21 protein-coding genes and 1 tRNA gene are annotated in these 24,426 nt (G+C 73.5%); 14 read left to right on the forward strand and 8 right to left on the reverse strand.

What is annotated here, in order from left to right:
• Window positions 1-185: 185 nt before the first annotated feature.
• The 3 genes from ACFZB9_RS21145 (at window position 186) to ACFZB9_RS21155 (ending at window position 4,864) form a co-directional block, all read left to right on the forward strand.
• Window positions 186-956 (forward strand): methyltransferase domain-containing protein, encoded by a 771-nt coding sequence (locus ACFZB9_RS21145; protein WP_391449260.1) that lies wholly within the window; start codon window positions 186-188, stop codon window positions 954-956.
• Between the two features lie 372 nt (window positions 957-1,328).
• Window positions 1,329-3,677 (forward strand): helicase-associated domain-containing protein, encoded by a 2,349-nt coding sequence (locus ACFZB9_RS21150; RefSeq protein WP_391449262.1) that lies wholly within the window; start codon window positions 1,329-1,331, stop codon window positions 3,675-3,677.
• A 101-nt stretch (window positions 3,678-3,778) separates the two neighbouring features.
• The gene (locus tag ACFZB9_RS21155; protein WP_391449264.1) at window positions 3,779-4,864 is read left to right on the forward strand and encodes an IS630 family transposase; all 1,086 of its coding nucleotides are present in this window, start codon (window positions 3,779-3,781) and stop codon (window positions 4,862-4,864) included.
• On the opposite strand, the gene ACFZB9_RS21160 is transcribed toward ACFZB9_RS21155, so the two are convergent.
• The 5 genes from ACFZB9_RS21160 to ACFZB9_RS21180 form a co-directional block, all read right to left on the reverse strand.
• Window positions 4,861-6,360: an amino acid permease gene (locus ACFZB9_RS21160; RefSeq protein ID WP_391449265.1), complete on the reverse strand. Its 1,500-nt coding sequence runs from the start codon at window positions 6,358-6,360 to the stop codon at window positions 4,861-4,863. The two genes, ACFZB9_RS21155 and ACFZB9_RS21160, sit on opposite strands and share 4 nt — an antisense overlap.
• Before the next feature lie 223 nt (window positions 6,361-6,583).
• Window positions 6,584-8,026, reverse strand: coding sequence for a hypothetical protein (locus tag ACFZB9_RS21165; protein ID WP_391449267.1), 1,443 nt, complete (start codon window positions 8,024-8,026; stop codon window positions 6,584-6,586).
• A gap of 32 nt (window positions 8,027-8,058) precedes the next feature.
• Window positions 8,059-10,068: a hypothetical protein gene (locus ACFZB9_RS21170; protein WP_391449269.1), complete on the reverse strand. Its 2,010-nt coding sequence runs from the start codon at window positions 10,066-10,068 to the stop codon at window positions 8,059-8,061.
• Entirely contained in the window at window positions 10,065-10,880 is an 816-nt protein-coding gene (locus ACFZB9_RS21175; protein ID WP_391449270.1) for a TIR domain-containing protein, read from the reverse strand. The genes ACFZB9_RS21170 and ACFZB9_RS21175 overlap by 4 nt, the downstream gene beginning before the upstream one ends.
• 72 nt (window positions 10,881-10,952) lie before the next feature.
• Complete coding sequence (locus ACFZB9_RS21180) at window positions 10,953-12,281, reverse strand: helix-turn-helix domain-containing protein (protein ID WP_391449273.1); 1,329 nt, start codon at window positions 12,279-12,281, stop codon at window positions 10,953-10,955.
• 276 nt (window positions 12,282-12,557) lie between these two features.
• On the opposite strand from ACFZB9_RS21180, the gene ACFZB9_RS21185 reads away from it, so the two are divergent.
• Window positions 12,558-13,211, forward strand: coding sequence for an HhH-GPD-type base excision DNA repair protein (locus tag ACFZB9_RS21185; RefSeq protein ID WP_391449274.1), 654 nt, complete (start codon window positions 12,558-12,560; stop codon window positions 13,209-13,211).
• A gap of 37 nt (window positions 13,212-13,248) precedes the next feature.
• Here ACFZB9_RS21185 and ACFZB9_RS21190 read toward each other — a convergent pair whose 3' ends face one another.
• Window positions 13,249-16,038, reverse strand: a complete 2,790-nt coding sequence (locus ACFZB9_RS21190) for a lectin (protein WP_391449276.1) — start codon at window positions 16,036-16,038, stop codon at window positions 13,249-13,251.
• Between the two features lie 107 nt (window positions 16,039-16,145).
• On the opposite strand from ACFZB9_RS21190, the gene ACFZB9_RS21195 reads away from it, so the two are divergent.
• From ACFZB9_RS21195 to ACFZB9_RS21210, 4 genes are all read left to right on the forward strand, one after another.
• A complete protein-coding gene (locus tag ACFZB9_RS21195) occupies window positions 16,146-16,868 on the forward strand; it encodes a rhomboid family intramembrane serine protease (protein ID WP_391449278.1) in 723 nt (240 codons plus the stop codon).
• Between the two features lie 89 nt (window positions 16,869-16,957).
• Window positions 16,958-18,124, forward strand: coding sequence for a hypothetical protein (locus tag ACFZB9_RS21200; protein WP_391449280.1), 1,167 nt, complete (start codon window positions 16,958-16,960; stop codon window positions 18,122-18,124).
• A gap of 144 nt (window positions 18,125-18,268) precedes the next feature.
• Window positions 18,269-18,565 (forward strand): type II toxin-antitoxin system VapB family antitoxin, encoded by a 297-nt coding sequence (locus ACFZB9_RS21205; protein WP_014136828.1) that lies wholly within the window; start codon window positions 18,269-18,271, stop codon window positions 18,563-18,565.
• A gap of 289 nt (window positions 18,566-18,854) precedes the next feature.
• A complete protein-coding gene (locus ACFZB9_RS21210; RefSeq protein WP_391449283.1) occupies window positions 18,855-19,643 on the forward strand; it encodes a LytR C-terminal domain-containing protein in 789 nt (262 codons plus the stop codon).
• Window positions 19,644-19,725: 82 nt separating this feature from the next.
• Here the strand turns inward: ACFZB9_RS21210 and upp are convergent, their stop codons facing one another.
• Window positions 19,726-20,361, reverse strand: coding sequence for a uracil phosphoribosyltransferase (upp, locus tag ACFZB9_RS21215; protein ID WP_035847466.1), 636 nt, complete (start codon window positions 20,359-20,361; stop codon window positions 19,726-19,728).
• 107 nt (window positions 20,362-20,468) lie between these two features.
• On the opposite strand from upp, the gene ACFZB9_RS21220 reads away from it, so the two are divergent.
• From ACFZB9_RS21220 to ACFZB9_RS21235, 4 genes are all read left to right on the forward strand, one after another.
• Entirely contained in the window at window positions 20,469-20,726 is a 258-nt protein-coding gene (locus tag ACFZB9_RS21220; RefSeq protein WP_391449285.1) for a hypothetical protein, read from the forward strand.
• A 331-nt stretch (window positions 20,727-21,057) separates the two neighbouring features.
• Window positions 21,058-21,576 (forward strand): hypothetical protein, encoded by a 519-nt coding sequence (locus ACFZB9_RS21225; protein ID WP_391449287.1) that lies wholly within the window; start codon window positions 21,058-21,060, stop codon window positions 21,574-21,576.
• Window positions 21,577-21,652: 76 nt separating this feature from the next.
• Window positions 21,653-22,189, forward strand: coding sequence for a tRNA adenosine(34) deaminase TadA (tadA, locus tag ACFZB9_RS21230; RefSeq protein ID WP_391449289.1), 537 nt, complete (start codon window positions 21,653-21,655; stop codon window positions 22,187-22,189).
• 78 nt (window positions 22,190-22,267) lie between these two features.
• Window positions 22,268-22,357: transfer RNA gene (locus ACFZB9_RS21235), tRNA-Ser, on the forward strand.
• Between the two features lie 58 nt (window positions 22,358-22,415).
• On the opposite strand, the gene ACFZB9_RS21240 is transcribed toward ACFZB9_RS21235, so the two are convergent.
• Window positions 22,416-22,736: a hypothetical protein gene (locus ACFZB9_RS21240; RefSeq protein WP_391449291.1), complete on the reverse strand. Its 321-nt coding sequence runs from the start codon at window positions 22,734-22,736 to the stop codon at window positions 22,416-22,418.
• Between the two features lie 288 nt (window positions 22,737-23,024).
• Here ACFZB9_RS21240 and ACFZB9_RS21245 point away from each other — a divergent pair, with 288 nt between their 5' ends.
• Entirely contained in the window at window positions 23,025-23,312 is a 288-nt protein-coding gene (locus tag ACFZB9_RS21245; protein WP_391449293.1) for a hypothetical protein, read from the forward strand.
• Window positions 23,302-24,291 carry a sugar phosphate isomerase/epimerase family protein gene (locus tag ACFZB9_RS21250; protein ID WP_391449294.1) on the forward strand — a complete coding sequence of 330 codons (990 nt, stop codon included), beginning with the start codon at window positions 23,302-23,304 and terminating at the stop codon, window positions 24,289-24,291. Before ACFZB9_RS21245 ends, ACFZB9_RS21250 begins: the two co-directional genes overlap by 11 nt.
• Window positions 24,292-24,426: the final 135 nt, after the last annotated feature.

The raw sequence follows: 24,426 nt of genomic DNA on the forward strand, positions 1-24,426 counted from the left end.
CCCACTGCCCCTCCCCCGCCGCGTCCCCGCGGGGGGTCAACCCCCCGGGGGGGTCGGGGGCCGCGGCCCCCCCCCCCCCCCCCCCCGCGCCCCCCCCCCCCCCGGGGGGCCCCCCCCCCGGGGGGCCCCCCGACTTGTACGGAAAAGCGGTGGCCCGTCCCACCCCGGGCTGCGATGATCGCCCCATGGGCGAGGACATGCGGACGTTCGACGAGCTGGTGGCCGAGGCCGAGAGCGTCCCGGTGGCCGGCTGGGACTTCTCCTGGCTGGACGGCCGGGCCACCGAACAGCGGCCGTCCTGGGGCTACCAGCGGCTGCTCGGCGAGCGGATGGCGCAGGCCCACTCCGCCCTGGACGTGCAGACCGGCGGCGGCGAGGTGCTGGCCGGCGCCTCGCACCGGGCGCCGCTGACGGTGGCGACCGAGGGGTGGCCGCCCAACGTCGCCAAGGCCACCCGCCTGCTGCACCCGCTGGGCGTGGCCGTCGTGGCGGACCAGGACGAGCCGCCGCTGCCGTTCGGGGACGCAGCCTTCGACCTGGTGGTCAGCCGGCACCCGGTGACGGTGTGGTGGGACGAGATCGCCCGGGTGCTGCGTCCCGGCGGCAGCTACTTCTCCCAGCAGGTCGGCCCGGCCAGCGTGTTCGAGCTGGTCGAGTTCTTCCTCGGCCCGCAGCCGGAGCAGGTCTGCGGCGCCCGCCACCCCGAGCAGGCCCGGCGGGCGGCCGAGGCGGCCGGGCTGACCGTGGTCGACCTGCGGGCCGAGTCGCTGCGCACCGAGTTCCACGACGTGGGCGCGGTGGTCTACTTCCTGCGCAAGGTGATCTGGATGGTGCCGGGGTTCACCGTCGACCAGTACCGGGACAAGCTGCGCGAGCTGGACGAACTCATCCGCCGCCAGGGCCCGTTCGTGGCACACACCAAGCGTTTCCTGATCGAGGCGCAGAAGCCGCGCTAGGGCGCACGCTCCCGCGTGGTGCGCGGCCCGCGCCGCGCGCGCCCACCGGCCCGGCGGATCCCGCCGAACCGGCCCCCGCGGCCGCACGGCCCACTAGACTGACGCTCCGTTACAGAGTCATCGCAGCCCGAGACGGATCCCCGGGGTCAACGGACGGGAGCGCCGGCGCGGGCCGCCGACCACCTGCACCGAGCGAGGTGAGCCGTCATCACCGAGTCCTCCCACCCCGAGCTGAGCGCCTGGCTGCGCGCTCTCGACGAGGATCGGCTCTTCCGGCTGCTGCGGGCCCGCCCCGACAGCGCGGCCGAGCCCGCCCCGCGCGGCCTGGCCGAGCTGGCCGAGCGGCTGGCCCGCCCGGCCTCGGTCACCGCGGTGCTGCGCCGTCTCCCGCTGCCCTGCCTGCAGACGGCCGAGGCCCTGGTCGCGATCGGATCCCCGGGCTCCCGCGCCGAGTTGGCGCAGCTGCTGGACGCCGCCACCGGCGAGCGCGCGGCCGGGCTGGACACCGCGCTGCAGGCGCTGGCCGGCCAGGCGCTGGTCTGGCCCGGCGAGCAGGGTCTGCTGCACTGGGTCCCCGCGCTGCGCCAGGTCTGGCCCAGCGCCCTGGGCCTGGAGCCGCCGGTCGCCGAACTGCTGGCCGACGCCACCTCCGAGGAGCTGCGGTCCATGCTGGCCCTGCTGCGGCTGCGGGTACCGGTGGCCAAGCGGCAGCGCCTGGAGGTGCTGACCGAGCGGTTCGCCGATCGGGCCTGGCTGACCGCCGTGGTGGCCGGCGCGCCGCCCGGGGTCGGGCCGCTGCTGGCGGAGAGCTCGCAGTCCGGGGTGGCGCTGCGGGCACTGGCGGTCTCGGCCTCCGGCGAGACGGGCCGGGCCGCGCGCTGGGCGCGCGAGCGCGGGCTGCTGGTCCGCGCCCACCACGGCTACGGACCGGCCCGGATGCCCGCCGAGGTCACCCTGGCGCTGCGCGGCCCGAACTGGCACGCCCCGTTCGACCCGAAGCCTCCCGAGCCCGAGCTGGTCGGCATCAGCGCGGCCGAGGTGGAGCGCGAGACGGTCTCGGCCGCCACCGCGTTCGGCGCCCAGGCGGCCTCGGTGCTGGCCGAGTGCGCGGCCCGGCCACCGGTGCTGCTGAAGACCGGCGGGGTGGGGCCGCGCGAGCTGGGCCGGCTCGGCAAGCAGACCCAGTGCTCGGAGGCGGTGGTGCGGCTGGTGCTGGAGAGCGCCTTCGCGGCCGGTCTGCTGGTCGGCGCGGGCGATTCGGCGCCGACCAGGACGGGCGTCAAGGGCGGCCCGCGCCGGGTGGTCGCCCCGAGCAAGCGCGCCCCCGATCCGGAGGCGGGCGGCGGACTGCTCGCCGTCACTCCCGCCTACGACGCCTGGGCCGAGCGCGATCCGGCCGGGCAGCTGGTCGAGCTGACGCTCGCCTGGTGGACACTGCCCTTCACCCCGACCGCCACCCAGGACCGCGACGGCAAATCCTGGCCCGCGCTGATCAGCCGTCCGACGAGCCCGGGCTGCCGGCACGCCAGGCGCGGCGTGCTCACCGCGGCCGGCCGCCTGCCGGACGGGTACGGTGCGGCGCGCTCGGCGGGCCTGGGCCGGCTGGCCGGCTGGCACCGCCCGCTGGTCGACCAGCTCCCGCAGGACAGCACGCCGTTCGCGCTGGTGATCCACGAGGCCGAGCTGCTCGGCCTGGTGGCCCGCGGCACCCTCTCGCCGCTGGGCACGGCACTGGCCGCGCAGTCCGCCGAGCAGCCGGACGCGCTGCTCGACCGTGCAGGTCGGTTGCTCCCGGCGGCCGCCGACCGGGCCCGGCTCGGCACCGACCTGACCGCCGTGGTGACCGGACCGCCGACCGCCGCGCTGGCCGCCCTGCTGGACGCCGCCGCCGAACGGGAGTCCCGGGGCACCGCCTCGGTCTGGCGCTTCACCCCCGCCGGCGTCCGCCGCGCGCTGGACGCCGGGCGCACCCCGCAGGCCCTGGCCGAGGAGCTGGCCGCGATCAGCGTCACCGGCGGCGGCGTGGCACAGCTCCCGCAGCCGCTGGCCTACCTGATCAGCGACACCGCGCGCCGGCACGGCCGGATCCGGGTGCTGGAGCCGGGCTGCGTGCTGCACGGCACCGACCCCGGGCTGCTCGCCGAACTCGCCGCGCACCGCAGACTCACCACGCTGCGGCTGCGCCTGCTGGCTCCTACCGTGCTGCTCAGCGCGGCCGGCCCGGAGAGCACCCTGGCCGCGCTGCGCGCCGAGGGCTACGCGCCGGTGGCGGAGGGCCACGACGGCACGGTCCAGGTCGAGCGGGCCCCCGCCGAACGGGCCCTGCCGCTGCCCGCCCAGCGCAGGGCGCCGGGGCGGCCGGCCCGCGGCGCCCCCGCCGCCGAGGAACTGCGCGCGCTCGCCCACCGGCTGCTGACCGCCCCGAGCGCGCCGGACCCCGCCGACTGCGAGGTGGACGAGCGGACCGAGGAGACCGCCGAGGCGCTGGCCGTGCGCGCCCAGCAGCTGACACCCTCGGCGGTCCGCCGGTTGGCCAGCGCGATCCGCTTCGAGCGGGCGGTCACCATCGCCTACCAGAGCCCCTCGGGCGACCGCACCATGCGCACCCTCAGCGAGCTGGAGTTCGACCCGCCGTTCCTCTACGGCTGGTGCCATCTGAGCGACGGCCACGAGGAGTTCGCGCTCTCCCGGATCCAGGACGTGCTGCCGGCCCGGGGCTAGTGAGCTGGTTCGGAGTCGGTCCGTCGCCTCATGAGTTGCCGTCCGTACCGACTTTTGGGAAACGACTGTGACCGGGGCCGTGAGAGCGGTGTCCTGGGTGGGTGGGTGACAGCAGGCTGGAGCCGTTGCTGCTCTCCGAGGCGGAGCGGCAGGTGTTGCAGGGTTGGGTGAAGCGTCGGACGACCGCGCAGGGTCTGGCTCTGCGGGCACGGATCGTCCTGGCGTGCGCGGAGGGCGGCAGCAACATCGCGGTGGCTGCCCAGCTGAGAGTGAACCGCTCGACCGTGACGAAGTGGCGGGCCCGCTTCCTACGCGAGCGGCTCGGCGGGCTGTTCGACGAGCCGCGTCCCGGGGTGCCGCGCACCATCACCGATGCCCAGGTGGAGGAGGTGGTGGTGCGAACCCTGGAGGAGGTCCCGCAGGGCGGCACACACTGGTCCAAGCGCGAGTTGGCCGAGAGGGTCGGCATCTCGCCGTCCAGCGTGCTGCGGATCTGGCACGCGTTCGGACTGCAACCCTGGCGCACGGAGGTGTTCAGGGTCTCCCCGGATCCACTGCTGATCGACAAGATCCGGGACGTGGTGGGCCTCTACCTGGCGCCGCCGGCGAACGCGGCGGTGTTCGCTGTCGACGAGAAGCCGCAGATTCAGGCGCTGGAGCGGACAGTGCCGGTGCTGCCGATGCTGCCCGGGGTGCCCGAACGCCGCAGCTTCGACTACGTAGGGCACGGCACCGTCGACCTGTTCGCGGCGCTGGACATCGCGACCGGGAAGGTGATCGGGAAGCTGTCGGCCCAGCATCGGGCGGTGGACTTCCGTGACTTCCTCGACGAGATCGACCGCCAGACCGATCCCGGTCTGGCGGTCCACGTGATCTGCGACAACCTCTCGGCTCACAAGGCCCCCGTCGTGCACCGCCGGCTGCTGGCACATCCCCGCTTCCAGCTGCACTTCACCCCGACGTACTCGTCGTGGATCAACCAGGTCGAGCGGTGGTTCGCCGAACTGCAACGGCGCTGCCCCGAACGGGGCGTCCACTGCTCGCTGGACGACCTCAGGGCCAGCCTCGAAGGCTGGATCAAGGTCTGGAACGAGAACGCGAAGCCGTTCAAGTGGACCAAGACCGCCGACCAGATCATCGACCGGATCTGCCGCTACTGCTCACGCATCTCCGAACCAGCTCACTAGGGCTTGTCCGACAAGCCCTGGTCGACGGGCGCTGCCGCCGCCTTCCGGCGGGAGTCCACCACCTTGGCCGCCGCCAGCACGATCGCGGCCGCCGCCAGCGAGAGGATCATCTGGTTGCGCCCGTCGTGGTCGGTGAACATGTAGATCACCACGAAGGCGATCAGCCCGATGGTCGCCCAGGTCAGGTACGGGAAGAGCCACATCCGCACGGTCAGCCGCTCGGGCGACTCGCGCTCGATGATCCGGCGCATCCGCAGCTGCGAGGCGCAGATCACCAGCCAGACGAAGAGCGCCACCGCACCGGAGGAGTTCAGCAGGAACTGGAAGACGGTGTTCGGCGAGGTGTAGTTGAAGAAGACCGCCACGAACCCGAAGACCACCGAGGCCAGGATCGCGGTGCGCGGCACGCCCCGGCTGGTCACCTTGGCGAAGGCGGCCGGCGCGTCGCCGCGCCGGCCGAGCGAGAAGGCCATCCGGGAGGCGGTGTAGAGGCCGGAGTTGAGGCAGGAGAGCACCGCGGTCAGCACGATGACGTTCATCACCTGGCCCGCCCCGGGGATCCCGACGTGCTCCAGCACCGCGACGTACGGGCTGCCCTTGACCGAGGCCGAGTCCCAGGGCAGCAGGGTCACCACGATCGCGATCGAGCCGAGGTAGAAGATGCCGATCCGCCAGATCACGCTGTTGGTCGCCTTGCTGACCGCCCGCTCGGGGTCGCTCGACTCGCCTGCCGCCAGGGTGACGATCTCACTGCCCATGAAGGCGAAGACCACCGTCAGCATGCCGCTGAAGACCGCTCCGACACCGTGCGGAAGAAAACCACCGTGGCCGAACAGATTGGTGGTGCCGACCGCGTGGGTGTTGGGCAGCACACCGAACACCGCCAGCAGACCGATCACGATGAACGCGGCGATCGCGACGACCTTGATCCCGGCGAACCAGAATTCGAACTCACCGTAGGAGGCGACCGAGAAGAGGTTGGTCGAGGTCAGCACGGCCATCACCAGCAGCGCGAACGCCCACTGCGGCACGCTCGGCAGCCAGCCGTTGAGGATCTTCGCACCGGCGGTGGCCTCGACGCCCAGCACCACCACCCAGAAGAACCAGTAGAGCCACCCGATCGTGAAGCCCGCCCAGCGCCCGAGCGCCCGGTCCGCGTAGGCCGAGAACGACCCGCTCTGCGGGTCTGCCGCGGCCATCTCGCCGAGCATCCGCATCACCATCACCACCAGCACACCGGCCAGCAGGTACGAGAGCAGGATGCCCGGTCCGGTCGCCGCGATCCCGGCGCCGGAGCCGACGAACAGGCCCGCGCCGATCACACCGCCGATCGCGATCATCGACAGATGCCGGTTCTTCAGACCGGCCTGCAGGTGCCCGTCACCGCCGTGACCGCCATGCCCGCCGGGACCGGCCGGGGCGGCGCCGTCGGCTGCCGCCCTGGGTGCGGCGACCGGCGATCCGGCCTTCGAGCGCTTGGGGATGTCCGTGCTCATAGGTGTTTCGCTACCTCTCCTGCGCGGCGGGGGGATGCTCCGCGCGTTGCCTGGCAACGTAACCCGGAGCGGAAATTCTGGTAACCCTTTGAGGCCGGATCGATGCATTAATTGAGGATTATCTGAGGATTCCGATAAAAGGGGAATCCGCCCTTCTCCCCCCTCCCATCCACCACTACCGACCGGTAATCACCGCCCCGCCCCGCAACCGCCGACCGCGCTCCTAGCCCTCGCCGCCCCACCCGGTGTCCGGGTGCGACCAGGGCCACTGCGGCGGATCCTGCTCATCGTCCACCCCGTCCTGCGGCGGGCCGTCGCCATCGAGGTGCAGGCCCAGCGAGGTCACCGCCTCCCCCGGCTCCGGCTCGCTCGCCCCGGCCGGCTCCGTCAGCCCACCGTCCTCCGCCGACCCACCAGCCTCCGCCGACCCACCAGCCTCCGCAGGCCCACCAGCCTGCGTCGACCCACCACTCTCCGCCGACCCACCGGCCTGCGTCGGCCCGCCGGGCTCGGCCGGTGCCGGGGGACCGAACGCCGACCAGATGCGGGCCGCCAGGTCCGTTCGGCCCAGGCTCTGCGCCAGCTCGGCCAGCCGCAGCGCCGCCACCTGGCGCGCCGCCGAGTCGGGGGCCAGCGCGAAGAGGTCCAGCAGGCCGTCGACCGCGGCGAGCACCGGATCCCCGGTCGCCGGCTCCTCGCCCCCGCTGCCACCCGTCGGCGCCAGACCGTCCAGCAGGCCGTCCCGCACCGCGTCCCGCAGCCCGCCGACCACGCCGTCCAGCAGGTCCTCGAACTGCGCGGCCTGATCCACCGAGGGCCCCTCCTCCGGCTCCTCCACCAGATGCCGGAAGACCTCCGGCACCGCCTCGTTGTTGGCGGCCGCCGCCAGCTGCGCCAACGGACCGATCAGCTCCACCGCCCGCTCGACCTGATCGCCCTGCTCGCCGTGCCGGGTCAGCCACCACACCACCGCGCTGCCCGGCGACTTGAGCACGTCCTCGCCCAGATAGGCCCGCCGGCTCTGCTCGTGCCGCCGCTCGGCGTCCCAGCTCTCCATCGAGCGACGGATCTGCGCCAGCCGCTCCAGATGGTCCAGGTCGGTGCGGGCCAGCGTCACCGTGAGGCGTCCCGCCCCCGCCTCCACCCGGGCCGAGGCATCGCGCACCTGAGTACCGAGCGCCCCCGCGAGCTGGCGCTGCACCAGCTCGCACCGCCGCGGGATCTCCCGTTCGGTGACCGCGCGCGCCCGGGCCAGTACCGACTCGACCGCCAGCCCCTCCGGGTGCACGTGCGTGGCCGCCTCGGCGTTTCTCACCTGCCGCCACCAGATCGTCCCGGAGAGCAGGAAGTCGTACTCGGGCTCCAGACTGGGCAGCGGCACGTTCTCCAATCGGACTTCCGTGAACGGAAGTTCCGGTGGCGGCTGCTGAACGGCGTACGGGCTGCCCAGGTACGGCGGTGGCGTAGCCGCGTGCGGTTCATAGGGCGCGGACGCCGCGGCGGCGTAGACCCCGCCGATCGGCTCGTCCACCGGTGCGGGCCCGCCCGAGCGCGCCAGCAGCAACGGCACCACACCCGCCACCAACACGCCGGCCACGCTCCACGGCCACAGCGGCCCACCCGTCCGCCAGCCGATGAGCACCGGGGCCAGTCCCCCGACCAACATCAGCGCCACAATCCGCGTCCTGCTCCTGGAAGTCACTCTGCCTCCTTGTTCTGACGATGAGCTGACTGATTCGGCACGGCCCCGGCCCCGCCGAAGGGCCGCAGCCCCTGTACCCGGTCGATCCGCTGCCGCAGGCGGGCGGCGACGGCGGCCCGCGGTGTGTGCCCGGTGGGCCCTCCCCAGCCGCAGGCGAGCAGATAGAGCCGGTCGAGCACCGCGCCCTCGCCCGTGGCCGCCGCCACCAGGACGCCGAGCAGCTGATCGGCGTCGGCAGGACGGCGGGTGGCGGCGTCGAGCCAGCGATGCGCCAGCTGCGTCCACGGGTACGCCGGATCCCGCATCACCGTCCGCCAGCCGGGCACGGCCGTGGCGAGCACCAGCGGTTCGCCGAGCAGCCAGTCGGGATCGGCCAGCCACTCGAAGAGCTCCAGATCCTCGCGCGCCGGGGTCGACCGCCCCAGCCCTCTCAGCACACGGCGCAGCAGAAGTCGGCGCAGTCGACGTTCTGATCCGGCCAGCTCCCGCAGCGCTCGCCGGGCCTCGTCCACCTCCACTCCCCCGGGCCGGCGGGCCAAGTGGTGCAGGCGGACCACGGCCTGGTCGGGATGCGTCCTGGCCAGGACGTTGACGCACAGTCCGGTGAACACCCGGGCGAGCGGAACAGGCAGCGCCTCCTTGCCCTTGGCCCGGCCGCGCATCTGCTCCCGGAACTGCCCAGCGAACGACTCGTCGGTCAGGCCGCGTTCCAGCACCTGCGCAGCCTCGGGCACCAGCAGACCGTCATGCGGCGGCCTGGTCCAGGTGTCGACCAGCTGCCAGATGTCCTCCGGCCGCCTGGTGGCCAGGCACTGCTCGGCCAACCGCTCGACCACCTTGCGCCGTTCGGCCGGGCCGAGGTCGACACTCACAGCGGCCCTGGAGCTGGGACTGTCCACGCACTCCCGCACCCACGTGTGGAAGTCGCCGCGCAGATCCGGGTAGTTGACCCAGAAGTGGCTGCGCACCACCTCGTCGTAGCCCAGCGTGTCGAAACGCACCAGGCCGGCCCGGTCCACGGTCACACCGCTCTGATCCAGGCGCTTGATCAGGCCGTCCCGGGCCAGCCCGACCCCCACCGGCTCCTCCTGCTTCAGCTGTCGTGTCAGCCGGTTGGCCGCCTCGAAGACCGCGTCGGCCGGCGCGCCGCTGAGCATGGCCGCTGCCAGCAGCAGGACCCGTTCCGGGCTCTCCAACTTCGCCACCGCATCGGCCACCTGCTTCGCGGAGACCTTGGCGGCCCGCGCAAGCCACTGCGCGAAGCCGTCCCCAGCCTGCCCGCTCCGGCTGGCCTCCTTGATCTGCCTTGCCAGTGTCGCCAGTTGGTGCAGCGGATCAGTGTCGAACCGGGCGATCAGGGCAGGGATCTCCAGCTCCGCCGGGGGCACCGCGATCTTCTGGGCCCGCAGGTGGCGCTGAAAGACCCGCCGGCCCTCCGGCCGGTTGATCGGGCACACCAGCGGAAGCAACTCGGGCAGCAGCAGGTGTTCGAGCCGGTTGGGCAACACCGCGACCAACCGCGCCCCGACCCGCGACACCACCTCGCGGTAGCGGGCCAGACCGCGCAGCGCAGCACCATAGCCCTGCTCGTCACAGGCCGACAGGTCGAACAGGAAGCCGTCACCCGGCTCGGCGTCGAGGTCGTCCTCCAGTGCCTCCTGATCCGTGTCCCCGGCGGTCAGGACCTCGAACCGGCCGTCCTCGCCGGTGACTTCGTGCAGCAGCATCATCGCGGCCGTCCGCCGCCCACTGCCCGGAGCACCATCGAGCAGCACCACCGAACCGGGCTCCCCCAACTGGTCGCTCGCGGCCCCGTAACCACCCGGCGCGACGAAGCGGCCCAGCAGCCACCGGCGGTCGTCCAGGGTGACCCCGTACGGCCGGCCCCGGCGACGCAACCGCCCAGCGGAGTCAACGAACCAGTAGTTGTTGGTGTACTGGTCACCGCTGCCCGTGTGGGTCTGGCCGTCCACCCGACCGATCCGGGTGCCGCCGTCCGGTGTCACCGGCCGTCGTCCCGGCGCTCGCGACGGCTGCCGAAGCGCTGGTTGATCCGCTGGTCCCCCTCGGCGTAGTTGACGCCGTCGCCGTGGAACTGCGGGTTGTGCTGGTCCCCGCTGCCCGTGTGCACCGGCCCGCCGGCGTGGTTGATGAACGTGCCGAGGTCCCCCTCCACCTGGCCCACCCCGTCGCGCTGGCGGTTGCGGTGGTCGCGGCCCTGCGTCGCCCGGCCGTGCACGTCACCGGCCTGGTTGCGCACGCTGTCCGGACCGGACTGCGCGTCCTGGCCGGCCTGCCCCTGCGGCACCCGGCGCGCCCCCGGCACCGCCCCCCGGTCCGCGTCGACGGCCGCCAGTTCGGGGATCGCCTCGGCCAGGTCGTCGCCGATCCTGGCCAGGTCGGCGTCCGCGTTGCGCATGTCCAGCCGCCGGTACTGGCAGTCGGCCAGCTCGGCCAGCTCGGCGGGCAGTTCGGCCCGGCTGAGCCTGGTGTTGCGGCCGACCAGCACCGGCACCACCAGGGCCCCCGACTCGAAGGCCTCCAGGATCTCCCGCCTGGTCCAGTCGTCCGGGTCGTCCAGCGCCGGCCCGCCCGCCGCGGTCCGCGCCGCCGTCCAGCCCTCGCCGATCACCGCGATCAGTACCCGGCTGCGCCGAACGGCGGTGATCAGCTCCTTGGGGAAGCGCCGCCCCGGCTGGATCGACTTGCCGGCCCGGAACACCCGGTCGGTGCCGAACCGGCGGGACAGCTCCCGTTCGATCGTGGTCGCGCTCTCCTCGCCGTCGCCGGTGCGGTAGTTGACGAAGATTTCGGGCATGGCTGATCTCCCTCGTGAAGGAACGGACGGAACGGACGGAACAGATGTGGCCGGGCAGCGGCTGACCAGCGGTCAGCCGGCGAATCCCGGCGTGGAATCCGGCCGCAGCGCGGCGGCCAGCGCCGGCTGGAGCGCACGCACCGCGCGGTTGGCCCGGAACCGGGAGAGCTCACGGGCGAGTCGGCGGACGTCGCTGGCGATGGTCGCGGACGGCACGGTCCCGGTCAGCGCCAGCAACTCGCCGGCCAGCGCGCAGGCATGCTCGATCTCACCGGCGGCGGCATGGGCCAGCGCCCGGCGCATCCCGTAGCGGGCCCGGGTGCGCAGCGCCTCCGGGGCGATCCGGGCGTACTCCTGATCGAGCACCACGGCCGCCTCGCCCGGACGGCCCAGATCGTGCAGGCACCAGCCGGTCACCATCGCGGCCGGGTCGGCCAGTTGGGTGGTCCCCAGGGTTGGTCCGCTCTCCCCGGCGGCCTGCGGGGTCTCGGCCGCCGCGCGGGCCAGCAGGGCCCGGGCCTGGTCGAGCGAGCGCAGGCAGGCCGTCCGGTCCCCGGCCAGGGCGTGCCCCTGCGCCTCGCGCTGGGCGGCCAGGCCGCGGATCCGGGGCGGCAGCGCCGGGTGCTGGGCGAGGCGGGCCAGCTCGACGGTCTGGACGGCGTCGCCGGCGTAGAAGGTGATCAGTGCCCGGCGGACCTGGGCGTAGCCGGCCAGCTGACGGTCCGCGCCGGCCTCGGCCAGGGCCACGGCCTGCTCGGTCCAGTGCAACGCGGCCCGGTCACTGCCGGCCTCCTGCGCCATCCAGCCGGCGAACTCGGCGTACCGGGCCGCGAGCGCCAGCAGCAGCGGTCGGTCGCTCGCGGCTGCCCTCCCGGCCAGCTCGCGCAGGGTACCGAGCTGGGCGGCGAGCAGCGGCAGCACGGTCGCCGGGCCGCAGATCTGGCCCAGCCGCCGCATCTGGTCGAACTGGGCACGGAAGACGGCGAGGGTGATGTGCGGATCGGCAAGGGTGCCCGGCGAGCCCGCGAACTCCGCGACCGGCACCCCGAACACCCCGCCCGCGCCCGGTCCCATCGCGGCCCCCGCCACCGCCTCCCCCGCCGCCGGGCCGCCGAGCCCGATGGCCAGCAGCGAGCCCGCGCCGGCCACGAGCACCTGACGGCGAGCGGGCCGGCCACGGCGCGGTTCGACGGGGGGCGCCAGCGCCAGCAGGCGTCCGTCCGCCCGGAGCATCACGTCACAGCGGCGGGCCAGGTCGGTCGGCGGGACCTTCTGCCCCAACTCGATCTTGCTGAGATGCCCCTTGCTGTAACTCACCGCCGCACCGAGCTGAGTCAGTGTCAGACCAGCGGCCAGGCGCAGCCGCCGCAGTTCCGCGCCGAAGCTTTCGGGCATGCCCATGCCAACCCCCTCTCCAGATGCCACCCCGTCAAGCCGGACCGGCGGGCTCCCCTCCCGCCACCTACCGCCGCCCGGGCGACCCGGTCGTCCGGTCAACAGGCGCCTCGCGGCGCCTCTGGCATGAAGTCTGGCACGCACGAGCGGCAGGGAAACCGGATCCGCCGGGTTTCCCGTTTCCTCTTTTCCACCCGCCGGTGATCCCGCGGGCGCAGACCGCACCGCACGACGGCGTGTTGCTCGGATGACCGGACCACGGCCTCGACCACCATGGATCCCATGGCCGTCTCCCTCCACCTCGCCCAGCAGCCGGACGCCGACGCACTGCTCAGCCGCAGCCCGCTCGCCGCCCTGGTGGGCATGCTCCTGGACCAGCAGGTGCTCCTTGAGCTCGCGTTCACCGGGCCACTGACGATCACTCAGCGGCTCGGCACCGAGGACCTGGACGCTCACCAGATCGCCGTCTACGACCCGGACGCCTTCGCCGCGCTGCTCTCCGCCAGACCCGCGGTGCACCGCTACCCGAGCTCGATGGCCAAGCGGATCCAGCAGCTCTGCCAGTACCTGGTGGAGCACTACGACGGGGAGGCCGCGGCCGTCTGGCGGGACGCGGCCGACGGGGCCGAGCTGCTGGCGCGGCTGACCGCGCTGCCGGGCTTCGGCACCCAGAAGTCGCAGATCTTCCTGGCCCTGCTGGGCAAGCAGTTCGGCGTGCGCCCGGTCGGCTGGCGCGAGGCAGCCGGGCCCTACGGGGAGGACGGCTGCCACCGCTCGGTGGCGGACATCACCGGCCCGGACTCGCTCGCCCAGGTCCGTGCCTACAAGCAGCAGATGAAGCAGGCGGCCAAGGCCGCGAAGGCCGCCAAGCCCGCTGCCAAGCCCGCCACCAAGACCCCCACCAGGACCACGAAGGCCGCCAGGCCGGCGAAGTGATCCGCCGGCCCGGCGGCCCGTCAGTCCCGGGCGCCGCTCAGTGCGGCATCGTCCAGCGCTGCGCGCCGGTGCCGTTGCAGTCCCAGAGCTGGAGCCTGGTCCCGTCGGCGCTGCGGCTGTGCGGGACGTCCAGGCAGCGGCCGGCCGGCGGGTTGTAGAGCGAACCGTCCGGCCGCGCCCACCACTGCTGGGCGCCGGTGCCGTCGCAGCCCCAGAGCTGGATCACGGTGCCGTCGGCGGTCCCGCTGTGGTCCGCGTCCAGGCAGCGGCCCAGCGCGCGCACCGTCCCGTCGCCCGCCGGCGTCCAGCGCTGGCCGTCCGTGCCGTCGCAGCCCCGGATCTGGACGGGCGTGCCGTAGTCGTCCTTGCCGCCGTCGACGTCCAGGCACTTGCCGGCCAGGCCGGTCACCTGGCCGGTCACCGGCTGCGCCGGGCCGACGTCGAAGGAGGGCGGCGCGTCGCGCGGGTCGTGGCCCCAGGCCGGGTCGGGGTCGGCGGCCAGCTCGTACTCCATGGTGCCGCCGTTCGTGATCAGCTCGGGGCCGATCCAGGGGCGGGTGGAGGCGTTGCCGTCGACCCGCAGCCCGTGCACGTACCGCACGTCCGCGGAGGCGCCGGGCGCGCTGATGTCGATCGAGGGGCCGTTGCCGCGGGTGACGCTGATCTGCGGGAAGAGTGGGCTGGCCAGCACGAGTTCGGCCCGGCCGGGGGCCTGCGGGTAGAGCCCGAGCATGCCCCAGACCGCCCAGGAGGACATCTCGCCCAGGTCGTCGTTGCCCACCTCGCCCTCGGGCGTGTCGCCGAACAGCGTGGTCACCGCGCGGCGCACCACGTCGGCGGTGCGGTCGGGACGGCCCGCGTAGTCGTAGGTCCACGGGCTGTTCAGCGAGGGCTCGTTGCCCAGGTAGGCGTGCGCCGCGTCCGGGCCGGCGTTCAGCTGCTCGAAGAAGCTGTCCAACCGCGGGACCACCGCCTCGTTCCCGCCCATCGCGTCGAACAGCCCGCGGTGGTTGAACGGGACCAGCCAGGTGTACTGGGCCGCGTCGCCCTCAACGTACTCGTCCTGCTGGGTGGGCCGGAAGCTCGGCCAGCCGTGGTCGGCGTCGCGCGGCTGGAGGTAGCCGCTGTCGGCGTTGAGCAGGTTGCGCCAGCCGGCCGCACGGTGCAGCAGCGCGTCGTGGTCGGCGGTGTCGCCCAGGCTGCCGGCCAACTGGGAGAGCGCGAAGTCGGCGCTGCTGTACTCCAGGGTGCTGGAGGCCGAGCCCCAGACCCCCGGGGTGCCCACCGGCAGATAGCCCTGGCCGTCGTAGACCCCGTGGCCCGGGCGCTCGCGGTCGTCGCCGCGGCCGGCCAGCGCGCGCCGGAGCAGGCCGGCGGCGTCGAAGTCGGTGGCGCCGAAGGCGTACATGCCGGCCGCGATCGCCGGCAGCGGGTCGCCCACCATCACCCCGGTGCCGCCGTTGGCCAGCGTCCAGCGGTCGAAGTAGCCGGCCTGGGTGCCCTGGTTGACCACGGACTGGGCGATGTCGGAGGCCTCCTTGGGGGCCAGCAGGGCGATCAGCTGCATCTCGGAGCGGTAGACGTCCCAGCCCGAGAAGTCGGCATACTGGACTCTCCCGGGATCGGTGCTGTGCACCTTGCCGTCGAAGCCCGGGTAGTGGCCGTCCACGTCGCTGAGCACGCTCGGGTGCAGGAACGAGTGGTAGAGCGCGGTGTAGAAGGTGCGCAGCTGGGTGCTGGTGCCACCGGCCACCGCGATCCGGCCCAGCAGGTCGTTCCAGGCCGCGCGGGTGGCGTCCCTGATCTGGTCGAAGCCGCGCTGCCCCTGCTCGGCGTCCAGGTTGGCCCGGGCGCCCTCGGCGCTGGTGAAGGAGATGCCGACCCGGGCGGTGACGGTACTGCTGTCCCGGGTGTCGAAGGAGACCAGCGCCTGCGCGCCGGAGCCGGTGTCCGGCGCGTCGGGGTGCAGGACCTGCCCGGGCGCGCGGTGGCCCGCGAGCTTGGCCTGGCCGGCGGCGGTGCGCGGCGGCTGCGGGGCGATGCCGTCGCTCTCCCCGCTCGCGGTGCGCCGGCCGGTGTCCAGGTGGCCGCCCTGCACGATGCCGGCCCGGGTGAACGGGTGGTCGAAGACGGCGGTGAAGTAGATCCGGTAGCGGTTGTCCGAGCCGCAGAAGCCGCCGCCGTCGGTGTAGCCGGAGATGCTGTCGGTCCCGATGGTCACCGAGCCGCTGGCGCTGTTGAAGGCCCGGCCCGCGTCCACCGTGAGCGAGGCGGTCTGCCCGGCCGGGTAGCTGAACCGGGCCGTCCCCGAGCGCTGAGTGGCGGTCAGCTCGGTGCGCAGGCCGTTGTCGAAGGTGACCGCGTAGCTGCCCGGCGTGGCCGACTCGTGGTCGTGCGAGAAGGTCTCGTGGCCCACCGGGGTGTCGCCGACGATCGGCAGGAACGGGATGTTGCCGTAGTCGCCGCAGCCCGCGCCCGAGATGTGGGTCAGGCTGAAGCCGCGGATCCGTTGGTCGCTGTAGAGGTAGCCGCCGTGCTGGTAGGTCACGGTGTCCGGGCTCCACTGGACCATGCCCATCGGGGCGCTGGCCCCGGGAAAGGTGTTGCCCGCGCCGCCGCCGTTGCCGAAGTCGATGGCGCCCTGCTTCGTGCCGACGAACGGATTGACGTACTGGGCCGGGTCGTCGATTGTGGTCCGGTGCTTCGCGTTGGCGGCCGGCAGCTGCCCGGCCTGGGGCGGGGCGGCCGTGGCCACCGCCGGGGCGCCACCCGCGCCGGTGAGCAGCACGGTGGCCAGTGCCACGGTGATCATCTGACGAACAGTCATTTCGTTATGGTGTGGTTCGTCCCCGGCCCGAGCCCGTCGCGACAGACCGGGTGTCGCTCGATCGGCTTACCATCGGGGAAAACGCGCGTCGGCCTGGGGAGAGGGACATGGCGGAGCACGACCTGCGCAGCGCGGAGGCCCGGATGATCGCGGAGGCGCGCAAGGCCTTCTTCGTGATCTTCGGCCTCCTCTGCCTGGTCTGGACGGTCCAGCTCGGCAACTGGGCGGACCGGAACGGACTGGCGCTGCAGTACGGGATCCGGCCGCACGACCTCACCCGGCTGCCGGAGGTCTTCACCGCGCCGCTGCTGCACTTCAGCTGGCAGCACCTGGAGGGCAACTCCGGGCCGCTCTTCGTCTTCGGCTTCCTGGCCGCCTACCGGGGCGTCAAGAAGTTCCTGCTGCTGACCCTGCTGATCACCCTCACCAGCGGCCTGGCCGTCTGGATCTTCCAGGCCGGCAACACGGTCTCGGTCGGCGCCAGCGGGCTGATCTTCGGCTACCTCGGCTACGTGGTGCTGCGCGGGATCTTCGACCGGCATCTGATCGACACCCTGATCGGCGTGGTGATGGCGGCCTCCTTCGCCTACGAGCTGGCCGGGGCGGTGCCGGGGGCGCCGGGCGGGGTGAGCTGGCTGGCCCACCTGGGCGGGCTGCTCGGCGGGGCCGCGGGCGCCTGGCTGCTGCGCGACCGCGCCGGGCACCAGGAGCGGGCGGGCGGCGCCGACCGGCCCACCCCGCGCGGCGAGTCCGCGCGCAGCGGGTCCGGCGGGTCCGGCACCGACTCCCGGGCCGACCTGCTCAAGGAGCTGAAGGACCTCGGCCTCTGACCGGGCCCACTCCGCCTCAGGTCTAGACCATCACTCGGCTCGGCGGCTAGCGTGAGCCTCCCCTCCCCTTTCCGCCCCGGAGCCGCGCCGTGCAGTCGTCCGTCCTCGCCTTCGCCACCGACCTGATCGACGAGGGTGCGGACACCTTCTTCGGCAACCTCACCGAGCGGGCCGGGGTCGGCGGCGTGACCCTCGCCTCGGTCTACCACGAGGCCCGCGACGTCTTCCCGCACCATCCGACCCGGGTGGTGCGCTACCTGGAGCCGGGCGCGGCCTACTTCCGCCCGGACCCGGCGCGCTGGGCCGGGCAGCGGCTCACCCCGCTCGCGGCCGGCGCGATCGGCGATCGCGACCCGTTCGCCGAGGCCGCCGAGCAGACCCGCCGGCGCGGGCTCAAGCTGCACGCCTGGACCGTGTTCTGCCACAACGACCGGCTCGGCTTCCAGCACCCCGACTGCGCGCCGGCCAACGCGTTCGGCGACCGCCTCCTCACCGAGCTGTGCCCCGCCAACCCCGAGGTCCGCGCCTACGCGCACACCCTGGTCGACGAGCTGGCCCGGTACGGCGTGGACGCGATCCGTGCCGAGTCGCTGCACTTCCACGGCCTGCGGCACGGCTACCACCACGAGCGCTACTTCGAGCGCCTCGGCGCAGTCGCCGAGGCGCTGCTCGGCCTCTGCTTCTGCCCGCACTGCCGGGCGGCGGCCCAGCGGCGCGGAGTGCCGGCCGAGGAGGTCCGCCAGGTGGTGGCCGCCGAGGTCCGCCGCCGGCTGGCCGACGAGCGGGCCGCCGAGGAGCCGGGCGCCCTGGACGCGCTCGCGGACGGGGCACTCGCGGCCTACGTCGACGCGAGCGCGGCCACCGTCACCTCGCTCGCCGCCGAGCTGGCCGAGCGGGCCGGGCGCCACGGGATGCGGCTGAGCTTCATGGACGCCGACGGCCCCGGGGCCGGCTGGCTGGCCGGCATCGACCTGCCGGCGCTGACCCGGGCCGGGGTGGGCATCGAGACGCTGGGCTACGCCACCACGCCCGAGGCGGTGCGCGAGAAGGTCGCCGCCTTCGCCCTGCACGGCGTGCGACCGGCCGAGCTGGCCGTGATCCTGCGCCCGATGGCCCAGGACTGCGACGGCCCGGCCAACCTCGCCGCGAAGATCACGATGCTGCGCGAGCTCGGGGTGCCCGAGGTCGAGTTCTACAACTACGGGCTGATGCGACTGAGCTCGATGGACCGGATCGGCGCCGCGCTGCGCGGTTGAGCCTTTTTCAAAAATTCGCCGGACCGGTCTTCGGGCCCCTCGACTGGGCGCTTTCCTGCCTCATCTGTAGACGTACCGTCAGCAGCGCGCGAGAAGGCAGCGCGCTTGCTGCGCCATGCGCCGCCCTAACGGTAGGCTTTCCGTGTGATCTTCAAGCGCATCGGCAACGGGCGGCCGTACCCGGATCACGGCCGGACCAGCACCCGTCAGTGGGCGGACGTCGCCCCTCGTCCGGTGCGACTCGACCAGTTGGTCACCACCAAGGGACAGTTGGACCTTGAGACCTTGCTGGCCGAGGACTCCACCTTCTACGGCGATCTCTTCGCCCACGTGGTCAAGTGGCGTGGCGACCTCTACCTGGAGGACGGGCTGCACCGCGCCGTCCGCGCCGCCCTCCAGCAGCGCCAGGTGCTGCACGCCAGAGTCCTCGAGATGGACTGAGGCGGACCGGGCCTCACCCGACCGGCCCACCCCGACTGACGGCCGCTCAGCCGTCGGGTCAGGGCGCCGGTCGCCCCTTGGACAAGGCGGCCGAATGATCGTCAGTACACCCTTTCGAGTAGTGGGGTGCGCCAAATGATGATCATTTATTACCTTCATCACGGAAGCGGACTAGGCTGCTGAACACGGCCGCACCCGCTGCGGACTCGACGTCCCCGCTGCCTCGCCGGCTGCCTCCGTCGCCCGTCGGCATGGCTGCCCTTCCTCCCAGGGGAGACAGACTGTGAGCATGTTGACCCCCCAGGGGTTGAAGGGGAAGCAGTTCCGGATCACCGGAACCAGCTATCCGCGGCTCGGCCCACCACCCCGGCGCGGCCGACGCGTCCTGATGCTCGTGGCCTCGGCCCTCGCGCTGGCGCTGATCGCGCTGGGCGGGGTGCAACTGGTCGACATCTTCACCGGCAAGGGCAAGCACACCACCGCCCAGGCCTGTGCCAGCCCGCGGCCGTCGGCGGCCGCCTCGCTCTCCGGCAAGCCGCTGGCCGCGCCCGCCCCCGGCGCCTCGGGCTCGCCCGGTGCCTCCGGCTCCCCCGGTTCGCCCGAGGCCTCCGGCTCGGCAGGCGCCTCCGGCTCCCCCGCGGCCGGCTCCCCGGCCGCGGGCAGTCCCGCCGCGGGCACGCCGCTGCCGGCCAGCACCGCGGTGCCGCAGCCGCAGGCCGTCACGGTCAACGTGCTGAACGCCACGGACAAGGCCGGTCTCGCGGCACGCACCGCCGACGACCTGAAGAAGCGCGGCTTCACCGTGGGCAAGGTCGGCAACGCTCCGTCGGCGCTGGAGAAGAAGGTGCCCGGCACGGCCGAGCTGGTGGCCGGCCCCGCCGGCGCCGGCGCGGCCACGCTGCTCGGCGCCCAGGTCACCGGCGCGACCACGATGGCCGACACCCGCACCGACGGCAGCATCGACTTCGTGATCGGCGACGGCTACACCACGCTGCTCGAACCGGACGCCGCGGCGACCGCGCTGGCCGCGGCGCTGAAGCCCTCGCCGAGCCCCTCGCCGGGGCCCGGCAGCTGCTGAACCCGGACGACTGAGAGCGGCGCTCCCGATCGGGGGCGCCGCTCTCAGTGGTCTGCTGCCGTGCTTGCCGCTTGCTGCTTGCTCAGCCGGCCGTGCCGTACAGCCGGTCGCCCGCGTCGCCCAGGCCCGGGACGATGTAGCCGTGCTCGTTGAGGCGCTGGTCCAGCGCGGCGGTGACCACGGTCACCGGCAGGCCGGCCAGCTCCTTCTCCATCACCGCGACGCCCTCGGGCGCCGCCAGCAGCACCACGGCCGTCACATCGGTGGCGCCGCGGTCGATCAGCAGGCGGATCGCCGCGACCAGCGTGCCGCCGGTGGCGAGCATCGGGTCCAGCACGTAGACCTGGCGGCCCGACAGGTCGTCGGGCATCCGGGTGGCGTAGGTGGAGGCCTCCAGGGTCTCCTCGTTGCGGACCATGCCGAGGAAGCCCACCTCGGCGGTCGGCAGCAGCCGGGTCATGCCGTCCAGCATGCCGAGCCCGGCCCGCAGGATCGGCACCACCAGCGGGCGCGGGTAGCTCAGCCGGGTGCCGGTGGTGACGGCGACCGGGGTGGTGATCTCGACCTCGTCGGTCCGCACGTCCCGGGTCGCCTCGTAGGCGAGCAGGGTGACCAGCTCGTCGGTGAGGCGACGGAAGGTCGGGGAGTCGGTGCGCTCATCGCGCAGCGTGGAGAGCTTGTGGGCCACCAGGGGGTGGTCGACGACGTGGATCCGCATAACCCGACCTTAACGGCGTATCGGGCGCAGCGACGACCGCCGTGGCACCAGCGGTCCCGTGGGACTCCTGTGGTATCAACACCCGACTTCTGGGAATGTCAGACCGTATGAACAGGAACCCGGGCCCGGTCGACGGACCCCCCGCGGACCCTGCGGCGCATCCGAACACCGCGCCCCGGGCAACCCCCGGCGAGCCGAGCAACCCACCGGCTCCCGGGGAGACACCGGCCGAGCGCCGCCGGCGCCGGGCCGTCTTCCTGCGCGAGCTGACCGAGGCCCGCGAGCTGCGGGCCCGGGTACAGCCGCGCAAGACCAAGGAGCGCCGGATGCGCGAGGCACTCCGCATGCGCACCTTCCGGATCTGACAGGGCCCCGGAGGCCGCGCCGACGTTTCCCGCGGACCCGCCCGGCAGTGCGCGCACCCCGCACCCGGGCGTTTCGCCGCCTGTTCGCCGACCGTTCACGGGTCGATCCCGGGTTTCCGACACGACCTGCGAAGACGCGCTGCCGAACACTCCCCGAGAGGGCAGGCTTTCTGTCACGATTCCGGTGGGACGGTCCGAACAGCGGACCGCCTCTGGTGCGGGGGCGGCCAGACCGCGTTCGCCCGAGATCGCCTACGGCCGAGACCATTTGGGAGTGTCCCTGGTGGCGTACTTCGCTGCAGTGCTTGCTCGCACCGAGGACGGGTGGGATGTGAGCGAGACCGAGTTGGACAACGTCGAAACCCTTGCCGATCTTGCCGACCTGGCACGCGAAGCGGCACTGGATGACGACACTGTGCTGGTGTTCATCGAACAAGAGGACGCGTGGTTCGCGGTCGTCCGGGTGGACGGCGAGGAGGATCCGCGGATCTTCGTCTCCGACGCCGCCGCCGCCGCGCGCAGTTCCTACGGGGACGTGGTCCTCACCGAGGAGCTGGTCGGCCGGGCCGGCGACAGCGAGTTCGACGACCTGGACAACCTGGTGACCGAGCTGGAGGACAGCGAGGACGCCGAGCTGTCCGACGACGAGGAGGACGAGGAGGAGGCCCCGGCCACCGGCCCCGGCGGCGTCCCGGTCGGCCCGCTCGGCGACTCCGAACTGCTCAGCGAGTTCGGCGTCGCCGCCAAGGACCTGCTCGACCTCAGCGGCGAGGGCGCCGAGCCCGGTGACGCACTCTCCGAGATCGCCGATGCGCTGGGCTGCGCCGAGGTCCTGGAGGCGGTCCGCTAGGGCCGGCCCGGGGTACGGCCGCGCCGAGGCCACGGCGGGGGTGGGGGTGGGGCTGCCGGTGTCGGACACTGGTGGGATGCAGCCCCACCCCGACCTCGCGGACCGCCCGGCCGCCCCCCGCATCGCCCCCCTGCCGGCCCCGGTGCGCCCCGACCCGGTCCGCGACCGCTGGACGGCCGCGATGCGCCTGGCCATCGCCGAGGCCGCGCTCGCCACCGACACCGGCGACGTCCCGGTCGGCGCGCTGGTCCTCGGCCCCGACGGCACCGTCCTCGGCCGCGGCCACAACGAGCGCGAGGCCGTGGGCGACCCCACCGCACACGCCGAGGTCCAAGCCATCCGTCAGGCCGCCCAAGCCGTCGGCGAGTGGCGACTGACCGGCTGCACCATGATCGTCACCCTGGAGCCCTGCACCATGTGCGCGGGCGCCATCGTGCTCTCCCGGCTCGACCGCGTGGTCTACGGCGCCCTCGACGAGAAGGCCGGCGCCGCCGGCTCCCTCTTCGACGTCATGCGCGACCGCCGCCTCAACCACCGCCCCGAGGTGATCCCCGGCGTCCTCGCCGAGGACTGCGCCACCCAGCTGCGCGCCTTCTTCGACACCCACCGCTGACCCACCCACCACCCCCGGCCTGCCCAGCCGCCCCAAAGGATTTCGTCTGGACCCGAGGCGTCCGGTAGAGTCTCTCTCGGTAGCGTGTCCGAGCGGCCAAAGGAGCACGCCTCGAAAGCGTGTGTGGGGGCAACTTCACCGTGGGTTCGAATCCCACCGCTACCGCCAGAGCAGGAAAGAGGCGGCACCCCAGGAAATTTCCTGGGGTGCCGCCTTTTTCGTCGTCTCAGTTCTGATCCCCGGCGGCCTCGCTGTTGGGGCGCAGGGGCAGCCGGTCGCCCGCGTAGTCGATCCGGCGGCGGGGGCGGGTCAGGAAGCCGGGGTGTAGCTGCCGGCGGTCAGGAACGGGCGCTCCTCCTCGGGCAGGCCCGGGCCGAGGGCGGGCACCTGCGGCGCGGGCATCGCCGGCACCGCCGGCCGGGCGCTGACCCGAGCGGCCGCCGGCGAACTCCAGCAGGACCGCGTCGGGGCCTTCGACGACCTGGGTCAGGGTGGCCCCGGTGGTGACCGGCAGGCGCTCGGCAAGCCGGCGGGCCGGCGTGTCCATGTCGCCGGCAGTGACAGGACTGGGCAACGCTCCCCCCTGGTTCGGGTGCTGGTCCGGGCGATCAGCGGCGGCGCGGTGGCGGCGTGGGGCACCACGAGGGCCCGAGGCTATGTCAACTGACCATCGCCATACCGTCAAAAGAGTGCTTATTGCGCGTAAACCACTCTTTCGTGAAAGAACATCCCAAAGCGAATTGACTTTCCGTCAGCATGATCGGCACTCTGTCGCCGGATCGCTGGACCCGAAGACCGCCGGCCCGCAGGCCGCGAGCAAGGAGGACACCGCGCGATGCTCCGCACGCTCATCGTCGGCCTCGGCCGCGCCGACGACGGCTACGTCCAACTCCGCCTGACTGGACGCCAGCTGAACGGCCATGAGGTCTTCGCCGACGATGCGCTCAGCAGCTACCCGGCCCGCACCTACCGCCGCTTCCCGCACGGCCCACTGCCGCCCGAGGCCGAGTTCGACGGACACGTCCGGACGGTGCGCCTGCCGACCGAGGCCCAGCGGCTCAGCGGCGCCGACCTGCTGACCCAACCGAGCGCGACTGAACGGGAGTTGTCCTGTGTCCACTGAACTCTCCGATGAACTCTCCCGGGAACACGGCGGGCTGCGCGCCAGCAGCCACGCGCCCCCCACGGCCGCCGGCACCGCCCCGGCCCGCCGGATCGACTACTGCGGAATCACCGACGAGGCCGCCGTCGACCTGGCCGGCCAGCTCGCCGCCACCCGCGAACTGGGCTGGCGCGCCATCGAACTGCGCACCGTCGACGGTCAGCCGATCGACCTGCTGAACGGCCCCGCCTTCGCCCGCACCGCCGCCCGGATCGCCGAAGCCGGCCTGACCGTCCCGGTGGTCGCCTCCCGGATCGGCGGCTGGGCCCGCCCGATCAGCTGCGACCTGGACCAGGAGCTGGCCGAACTCGCGCTGCTGGCCGACCGCTGCGCCGTCCTCGGCACCCGCTACCTGCGGATCATGTCCTACCCCAACGACGGCCTCAGCGACCTCGACTGGGAGCGTGAAGTGCTGCGCCGTATCCGGGTGCTGGCCAGGCACGCCGGTGAGCGGGGCCTGGTCCTGCTGCACGAGAACTGCGCCGGCTGGGCGGGCACCGACGCCGGGCGGGCACTGCGGCTGCTGGAGGCGGCCGGCGCCGAGTCCTTCGGCCTGCTCTTCGACACCGGCAACGGCGCGGCTCGCGACTACCGGCCGCTCGACCAACTCCGCACCCTGGCACCCTACGTGAAGCACGTGCAGATCAAGGATGCGGTGGCCGGCCCGGAGCAGCCGAGCTACACGCTGCCCGGCGCGGGCGAGGCGGGCGTCGCGGACTGCCTGCGGCTGCTGCTGGACACCGGCTACGCGGGCCACTTCTCGATCGAGCCGCACCTGGCCGTCCGGCCGCACGAGCACTACCGGGCCGAACCCGCCGAGTGCCGCTCCGCCTTCGCGGCCGCCGGGCAGGCGCTGCGCACCCTGGCCGAACGGCTCGTGGGCGAGGACGCGGCCCCCTGGCGCTGCACCGCGGCGGGCCTGGAGCTTCCCCCGTGCTGACCGAGGCCGACCACCAGCTGCTGCTCGACTTGCCCGAACTGCCCACCGCCGGACCGCTGGAGGCCCCCGAGCAACCGCCGCGGCTCTGGGACGCGCAGCGCGCCTACGCCGCGGCCGCCGCCGAGCTGGGCTTCG

This window comes from Kitasatospora sp. NPDC008050, assembly GCF_042957465.1.
Classification (GTDB): domain Bacteria; phylum Actinomycetota; class Actinomycetes; order Streptomycetales; family Streptomycetaceae; genus Kitasatospora.